The sequence below is a fragment of the Megasphaera sp. ASD88 genome (assembly GCF_002287425.1).
GTDB classification, from domain to species: Bacteria; Bacillota; Negativicutes; order Veillonellales; family Megasphaeraceae; genus Megasphaera; species Megasphaera stantonii.
Genome location: NZ_NQXW01000020.1, coordinates 36,742 through 44,277 on the forward strand (window position 1 = coordinate 36,742; position 7,536 = coordinate 44,277).

Genomic DNA, 7,536 nt, shown 5'->3' on the forward strand with positions numbered 1-7,536 from the left:
GCTCTGGCATATCGAGGTACCCGATGATGCCGGAGCCTTTCTGTTTTTCTATTGATAAAACAATATATGTACAGACAACGGCGTCTATGGGAAAGTACGAGGGGGTAGTTTCCGCATAGACGCCTTTTTTCTTACGATAGGGGGATGATTTTAATGACAAAAGGGTGGTCCATTTTGCGCCTGGCTCTGGCCTGCACGGCCTTGTCCGCGCCGACGGCATTTGCCGCCGATCCGGCATCGGCCATCGACACAGGCGATACAGCCTGGGTCCTCATCAGCGCGGCGCTCGTATTTATTATGACGCCTGGTTTAGGTTTCTTCTATGGCGGCATGGTCCGCAATAAAAACGTACTGACCACAATCATGCAGAGTTTTTTCATCGTCGCCATGATTTCTGTCGAATGGATTTTAATCGGCTACGCTATGACGTTTGGTTCGGATATTAACGGATTTATTGGTTCCTTAGACAAAGTAGGCCTGACGGGCGTCGGCATGTCCGTCCTGGCTAACGGCACGATTCCCGAACTGGCTTTCGTCGCCTTCCAGTGCATGTTCGCCGTCATTACGCCGGCCTTGATTACCGGCGCGTTTGCCGAACGGATGAAATTCCATGCGTTTACAGTGTTCATCCTGCTCTGGGCCATTTTCATTTACAATCCCATGGCCCACTGGGTATGGGGCGGCGGCTTCCTGGCCCAGCTCGGCGCTCTCGACTTTGCCGGCGGCTTGGTTATTCATATCCTGTCCGGCGTTTCGGGTCTTACGCTTTGCATTCTTCTCGGCAAACGCCAGGGCTACGGCCGTATTCCCATGCTGCCCCATAACCTGCCTATGACGGTTCTCGGCGCGGCTCTCCTGTGGTTCGGCTGGTTCGGCTTCAACGCCGGCAGCGCCCTCGGCGCCAACGGCCTAGCTGCCAACGCCTTCATCGCATCCCAGGGCGCAGCCGCTGCGGCGACCGTGGCATGGGTCGTTATCGAATGGGCTGTCAATGGTAAACCGACCATTCTCGGCGCAGCTTCCGGCTGCATCGCCGGCCTCGTAGCCATTACGCCGGCAGCCGGCTTTGTCGCTCCGCTTCCCGCCGTCATCATCGGCGCTATCGGCGGCGCAGTTTGTTACTTTGCCGTCGCCGTCGTCAAAGCCAAATTCGGCTACGACGATTCTCTCGACGCCTTCGGCATCCACGGCATCGGCGGGACCTGGGGCTCTATCGCCACAGGCCTCTGGGCTACGACGGAAGTCAACCCGGCCGGCGCCAACGGCTTATTCTATGGCGAAACGCATCTGCTCTTCGCTCAGGTCGTCTCGACAGTCGTCGCCTACGTCTTCGCCATCGTCGGCACGATTATCCTGTATAAGATCATCAGCTCTATCATGAAAGTCCGCGCCGACAAGGAAGAAGAAATCTCCGGCCTGGACATTACCGAACACGGCGAACGGGGCTACAACTACGCCATTACAGCCGGCAGCCCCTTCGGCGAAAGCCTGAATACACCCGTCGTCTCGCCGTCTACGATCAGCGACATCGGCGTCAGCGGTCATCAGTTATAGGGAGTGATATGCATGGACAGAAAAATTACTAAGATAGACATCGTAACCCGGCCCAGCAAGCTGGAAGAACTGAAGGATGCCCTCAACGCCATCGGCGTCATGGGCATGACCGTCAGCCAGGTCTACGGCTGCGGCCTCCAGAAAGGCCACGTGGAAGTATACCGGGGCCAGAAATACGCCATCAACCTGCTGCCGCACATCAAGGTCGAAACAGTCGTATGCGAGGTGCCTGTAGAAAAAGTCATCGAAACGGCCCAGCGCGTCTGCAAGACCGGCAAGGTCGGTGACGGCAAGATCTTCGTCTTCGACGTCGAAGACGCCGTCCGCATCCGCACCGGCGACAGGGGGCCGGAAGCCATTATGGACGAAAAATAATACAGCTATCGGGGGAATTTCATCATACAAAAACGAGGAGCCGCGGACATAACGTCCAGGCTCCTCGTTTTTGCGCGGCAGAAAACCTCCCTTCATGGTCAGCAGGCAGCATACCGGCTGCGCCGCAGCTGCTTGAGCTGATTCAGCTTTTTCCAGCGAAACATCTTTTCATATACTCCGATAATTCGTCCTATACACAGGGCCGATAAGACGGTCCCGGCGCCAATGCCGTACAGCTCGGTATCATTAAATACACAAAGAAGCGTACTGATAACGACTAAGGATACATCAAATGTATTTTTTACAGCGGAAAAGGCAATATGAAATACTTCAGAAATCGTCTGCACAATGCCTTCTGTCGGCGTCAGTACAAAATTGGTCTTTACGCACAAAAATACGCCTAAGGCTGTAACAAACATAGTCAGTAAAAATAAGGTCATGCTGATATAGGCCGGGAAGTGAAATTCCGGTATCAGCCAGTCATATACATCCGTCACGACACCAAAAGCCAGCGACAAGGGAATCTCCAGCAAATACACCGCTTTAATTTTCCGCGACAACACGCACTGTATCAATACAAACAGCAGATAACAAAGGATAGACGCCGTCCCCAACGAAATATGATAAATCTGCGATATGGCATACATGACGGAGCTAAATGCCGCGACGCCCATGACGTAGCGGATATTCAGCACGACGGCGACGGCAATCAGATTCAGTCCCAATACGTACCAGATAAAACGTTCTATTGTTTCCTTACGAAATCCCAACATGATACATCTCTCTTTCTTTTTATGTATGCCTGCCTCTATGAGCAGCAGCCACAGCGCAAGTATGAAGCATGCTGTATATTAGGATAGACGTAATCGCTCACGGCTGCGTCGTTATATTTTGCAGCGCCTTGGTTAACAGAGAAAAAAACTGCTTTTTTTCATCCTCACTCATGCCCTGCAATAACGTCCGGCCTGTATACGTGCCGTTCTCAGCCATCGCAGCGCATAACGCACGGCCCTCTTCCGTAAGCGCGACGGTCTTATAGCGGCCGTCCCGTTCGGAAACATGGGTCGTCACCAGCCCCTTGGCCGCCATCCGCTCCACAATGCCGCGGGCAGTCTGATGGGCAACGCCCAGATAGGCTTTCAAATCCACGGCCGACGCGCCGGCATGCTGAGAAAAAAATATAAGGCTGTCCGCCTGCTCCGCTGTCAAGCCGAGTTCTTTAATTTCTCTGTTTCGTATGGTCATGATGACATTGGCCAGTTTGATAACGTTGCGCGCCAAAATATATTCTGCTTCAACCATGAATCCCTATCTCCTATACAAAAATATACAGCATAGTGTGTATTATACAAGCTGCCGCCGCGTTTGTCAAATATACGGAAAAAAGACTGCACGCCAGTGCTATAACACTTCGCGTACAGTCTTTTCAGTTTTATAGAATATGCAGTTATGCCACGCTTTCTTTTTTCCAGCAGCCGCCGTACTTCCAGATGGCACCGCCGGCCAGCGTCGCAGCTAACAAGCCGACCTTCATCGCCGTCGCGTTGGCCGCCACGAAGGGGACGTATTCGGCCAGGTACGTATCCGTCACGATCATGCCGCCGGCCGCCCAGCCTAAAATGGCGCCGCCGACGTAGATGAGGATGGGGAACTTGTTCATGATCTTAATGACCATGGTGCTGCCCAGGATGATGATCGGCACGGAAATCAGCATACCGAAGATGAGCAGGCCCCAGTGGTTGTTCGTCACGCCGACGATACCGAGGACGTTGTCGAGGCTCATGAGCACGTCGGCCAAGATAATCGTCTTAATCGCCGCGCCTAAGGAATCCTTCGCCTCGATGTGGTGCGTCTCTTCCTTGCCCTGGGCGCCGATGAGCTTGATGCCGATGCCGACGAGCAGCACGCCGCCGACGGTCTTCAGGAACGGGATGAACAACAGCCACGACACGATGAACGCCAGCAGGAACCGCAGGAGAATCGCCCCGGCCGTGCCGTATAAAATAGCCTTCTTCTGCAAGCGAGGCGGCAGATTTTTCGCCGCCATGCCGATGACGATGGAGTTGTCGCCACCAAGGGCCAGGTCAATCAAAATAATCTGCACGATAATGCCAATGTCCAATAATAAGGTATCTGTCAACGTAGGTCCTCCTTTTGAATATACGCAGTCAAACAAGCATCTGCTTGTCTTTGTATCTTTACCGTACCTCTATTGTACAGGCAGTCAAATATAATGTAAAATATGAATATATCAGCTTAAATAGCAGCTTTTTGCATATTTTAAAAGGAGCATGCCATGAACTTTCACGATATACAGGCCTTTTTGGCCATCGTCAAATACGGAACCATCAGCAAGGCCGCCGATGAATTATATATTTCCCAAACGGCCGTCACGCGGCGGCTGAAAACGCTGGAAGACGAGCTGGGCATTCCCCTGCTGGATCGGGGACGGGGCATCAAGGAAGCGACGCTGACGCCGTCGGGACGCGATTTCCTGTCCATCGCCCAGCGCTGGAACGCCGTGTGGGAAGAAACGCAGCGCTTCAAAAGCCTGGGGGAACGGCTGTCCTTATCAATCGGGTCGGTACAGATCCTAAACGATTACGTCTTTCCCGCCCTCTATTCCCGCCTGCTGACCCATTCGCCCGGCATAAACCTCTACATCCATACGGAGCACGCCATCGAATTTCCCCCGCTGGTCGAGCAGCGCGTCATCGACGTGGCCATCGGCTGGCGCGATTCGGCGTCGCCGGAACTTTCCTGCCAGCCATGGGGGCAGTCTCCCCTGGTCTGCGTCATGCCCGGCGACCCGCAGGAGTCGGCCCAGGCTCCCGTCGATCCCCGCCGGCTGGACTGCACGAAAGAGCTGTACATCAACTGGCCGCCGTCCTTTACGCAGTGGCATGAAACGTACTGGCCTGCCGACCAATTTCATCCCAGCTATGTCGCCAGCGCCCAGCTGGCCCTGCAAATCATGGCCCACAGCGGCAGCTGGGCCGTCATGCCCCTGTTCTTCGCCAAGTACGCCTGCCAAAAAGGCACGTTTGCCTACCAATACCTGACAGACCCGCCGGAACCACTGACGGCCTATATCCTTACCCATAAGACGCCGCGGCCGAACGTCCAAAAAAGCCTGTCCATTTTCTTCGAGTACCTGAAACAATTAGACGACGATATTTTTTAATGATAAACCCCTGCAGATTCTTAGCTAATCCGCAGGGGTTGCATCGTATATATGCCATTCGTATTTTTTATTTATCGACGGCTTTCTTTATCTTGGCCGCCAAGCCTTTGATTTTCGGCAGCGGCACGGAGCATACGCCCAATCGTACACCCAGGGCCAAGGGCGCGGCGAAGACCAGTTCGTCCTGCAGTGCTTCGCAGACCGCCTGGGGGTTGGCCGTAGGAATGGAAATGAAGAAGCCCGCATGGTAGGGAATGACGCGCAGGCCGCACTGCGCCGCTTCTTCCGTAAACAGCGACGCCCGCTGTTGAATAATGCGGAAAAATTCCATCCGTTCCTCGTCGAGACGCTTCGTCAAGGCGGCGTCGCCCCGGATCGTCGTGAGGAGCGTCATGGCTGCGCGGTTGACGTTGGACCAGGACGTACGGGCCGAATAGCGGCCTAATTCTGTAAATTCCTTGATGACGTCCTCGCTGGACGACACGCCGACGAGGGCGCCGGCCCGCTGTCCGTACAGCGTATAGCCTTTGGACATGCTGAACGCCGCCATAATGAATAAATGGGGCGGCAAGTTGCTGAACTGCTTCATAAAGGTACGGACTTCGTTCTTTTCGCCGGCATAGGCAATGTAGGCGATATCGACGAGAATCGAAATGCGCTTGCCCTGCTTTTCATGGAAGCGGCAGACCTGCAGCACCTCCGCCCAATCCTGATCGGACAAGGCGAACCCCGTCGGGTTATTAGCCGGAGTATTCAAGATAATCAGCAGGGAATCCTGCTTGCGCAGCACATCGGCTACGGCCGAGGAAAACGACTCGATATTGAATGCGCCGCTTTCATCGAGCAAGGCAAACGTCGTAAGCCTGCGGCCGATTTCCTGGCACAAGCTGCCGTATATGCCCCAGCGCCAGTCGGATGCCAGGACGTCGTCGCCGACTTCCGAATAGTTGGCAATGGCGATATGAACGGCTCCGGTGCCGCCGGCCGTCGCTACGGCATCTATATATCCTTCGGGACGATATGCCTCGAACGTTTCGTCTATCGCCGCCTTGCGGTAGTCCGCCAGGCCGACAGGCGGCGCGTACGTAATAAAATCAGCCATCGGCAGGGACCGATAGATTTCTTCTACGACGGGAAGACACCCCAATACTTCATCTTCGCCGGCATAGCAGCCTACCGTGGCGTTGACGACGCGCTCCCGGCCGTATGCCGCCATCGCCGCCTGAGCAGCCTGGCCGAATTGAAACACGGCGTCGTGTAATTGTTTTCCTTCTCTGCTGGACGCAGCCATAAACGTAGACATATAATCCCTCCTTGAGTTGCATGCTTTTTTATTATACTATATGCTGCCCAAAATGAATATACGAAAAGCGCAAAAAATCTATGTATTCTTTATACACAATCAGTCTTCCCTTTAAACACTATCTATAAAACCATAAAAAGCTTTAATGTATGCTTTTCACCGTCAACATAAAACGACAGCGGATCCGTTTCCGCTGCCGTTTTGCATGTTTCTGTTATATTAATGATTTATGTTTCTGTACTTTGTCCCGAGTTCCGGCCTTCTGCATCGCCAGGGCGCTCCAGCTCCGCCAGCGTCACTCCTTTTACCGTTAAGAGCCGCCGTATGATTTCATCGCTCTCTATGCTGTCGTTGGCGATGAGCGTGACGGCTAGTTCCGCCTGCTCGCTGTCCTCGTCGGACAGGATGCGGAAGGCTTTGACGTTCATCTGTCTGTTTTCCAAGTATTCGGCCAAACGCCGCGATTGCCCAATCGTATTCTTCATGATAATATGTACCGTGTATTCCCGGCGGTGCTGGCTGCTGAGGCGCTTGTCCAAGCGGATGAAGACGGTCAGCACGACGAAGATGAGGACTGTCGCCGCGACGGCTACGGCCAGATATCCCGCGCCTACGACGAGTCCGATAGCCGCGACGGCCCACAGTCCGGCCGCCGTCGTAAGGCCGCGGACATTGCGCGCCTTCTGGTTTGCCAGTATCGTACCGGCGCCTAAAAAGCCGACGCCGGAAATAACCTGAGCGGCGATGCGCTCGGGGTCGGCGTTGCGGTATCCGTACAGCAGGAAATGGTCCATGGCGATGTTGATCGATATGATCATGCACAGGCAGGAGCCTACGCAGACCAGTGTGTGCGTCCGAAGGCCTGCCGCCTTATTCTGCGCCTGCCGTTCATACCCGATGATCGCGCCCAAAAGCAGGGCCACGCACAGGCGGATAATGCTGTCAGTCGTACTGATTACCATATGCCTCGTCTCCTTTTTATGATTTTTTTCTGGCGAATTTACAATACAAGTGCAACACCTATAAAAAATGACACATAGGTTTCTGATATAATAATGCTACCAAACAAAATCTATATCTCGGAGGAAACCTATGTGCCACTATCATCATCTTACTCTAT

Annotated in this window: 8 protein-coding genes; 3 read left to right on the forward strand and 5 right to left on the reverse strand. The window is 53.8% G+C overall.

Features of this window, described 5'->3' with window-relative positions:
• The first annotated feature begins 153 nt into the window (after nt 1-153).
• Entirely contained in the window at nt 154-1,554 is a 1,401-nt protein-coding gene (locus CJ260_RS09795) for an ammonium transporter (RefSeq protein ID WP_095630048.1), read from the forward strand.
• Between the two features lie 12 nt (nt 1,555-1,566).
• The gene (locus tag CJ260_RS09800) at nt 1,567-1,929 is read left to right on the forward strand and encodes a P-II family nitrogen regulator (protein WP_087477588.1); all 363 of its coding nucleotides are present in this window, start codon (nt 1,567-1,569) and stop codon (nt 1,927-1,929) included.
• A gap of 98 nt (nt 1,930-2,027) precedes the next feature.
• On the opposite strand, the gene CJ260_RS09805 is transcribed toward CJ260_RS09800, so the two are convergent.
• From CJ260_RS09805 to CJ260_RS09815, 3 genes are all read right to left on the reverse strand, one after another.
• Nucleotides 2,028-2,702, reverse strand: a complete 675-nt coding sequence (locus tag CJ260_RS09805; RefSeq protein ID WP_198643513.1) for a YitT family protein — start codon at nt 2,700-2,702, stop codon at nt 2,028-2,030.
• Between the two features lie 97 nt (nt 2,703-2,799).
• A complete protein-coding gene (locus CJ260_RS09810; RefSeq protein WP_095630049.1) occupies nt 2,800-3,231 on the reverse strand; it encodes a MarR family winged helix-turn-helix transcriptional regulator in 432 nt (143 codons plus the stop codon).
• Nucleotides 3,232-3,376: 145 nt separating this feature from the next.
• Nucleotides 3,377-4,069: a TerC family protein gene (locus CJ260_RS09815; RefSeq protein ID WP_087477590.1), complete on the reverse strand. Its 693-nt coding sequence runs from the start codon at nt 4,067-4,069 to the stop codon at nt 3,377-3,379.
• 156 nt (nt 4,070-4,225) lie between these two features.
• On the opposite strand from CJ260_RS09815, the gene CJ260_RS09820 reads away from it, so the two are divergent.
• Nucleotides 4,226-5,113, forward strand: a complete 888-nt coding sequence (locus CJ260_RS09820) for a LysR family transcriptional regulator (protein ID WP_095630050.1) — start codon at nt 4,226-4,228, stop codon at nt 5,111-5,113.
• Between the two features lie 67 nt (nt 5,114-5,180).
• Here the strand turns inward: CJ260_RS09820 and CJ260_RS09825 are convergent, their stop codons facing one another.
• Nucleotides 5,181-6,416, reverse strand: a complete 1,236-nt coding sequence (locus CJ260_RS09825; RefSeq protein ID WP_233127953.1) for a pyridoxal phosphate-dependent aminotransferase — start codon at nt 6,414-6,416, stop codon at nt 5,181-5,183.
• 227 nt (nt 6,417-6,643) lie between these two features.
• Entirely contained in the window at nt 6,644-7,378 is a 735-nt protein-coding gene (locus CJ260_RS09830) for an MgtC/SapB family protein (protein ID WP_095630051.1), read from the reverse strand.
• Nucleotides 7,379-7,536: the final 158 nt, after the last annotated feature.

Coding starts and splice junctions, on each gene's coding strand:
- CJ260_RS09795 (WP_095630048.1), top strand. CDS start 154: ATGACAAAAGGGTGGTCCATTTTGCGCCTGGCTCTGGCCTGCACGGCC.
- CJ260_RS09800 (WP_087477588.1), top strand. CDS start 1,567: ATGGACAGAAAAATTACTAAGATAGACATCGTAACCCGGCCCAGCAAG.
- CJ260_RS09805 (WP_198643513.1), bottom strand. CDS start 2,702: ATGTTGGGATTTCGTAAGGAAACAATAGAACGTTTTATCTGGTACGTA.
- CJ260_RS09810 (WP_095630049.1), bottom strand. CDS start 3,231: ATGGTTGAAGCAGAATATATTTTGGCGCGCAACGTTATCAAACTGGCC.
- CJ260_RS09820 (WP_095630050.1), top strand. CDS start 4,226: ATGAACTTTCACGATATACAGGCCTTTTTGGCCATCGTCAAATACGGA.
- CJ260_RS09825 (WP_233127953.1), bottom strand. CDS start 6,416: ATGTCTACGTTTATGGCTGCGTCCAGCAGAGAAGGAAAACAATTACAC.
- CJ260_RS09830 (WP_095630051.1), bottom strand. CDS start 7,378: ATGGTAATCAGTACGACTGACAGCATTATCCGCCTGTGCGTGGCCCTG.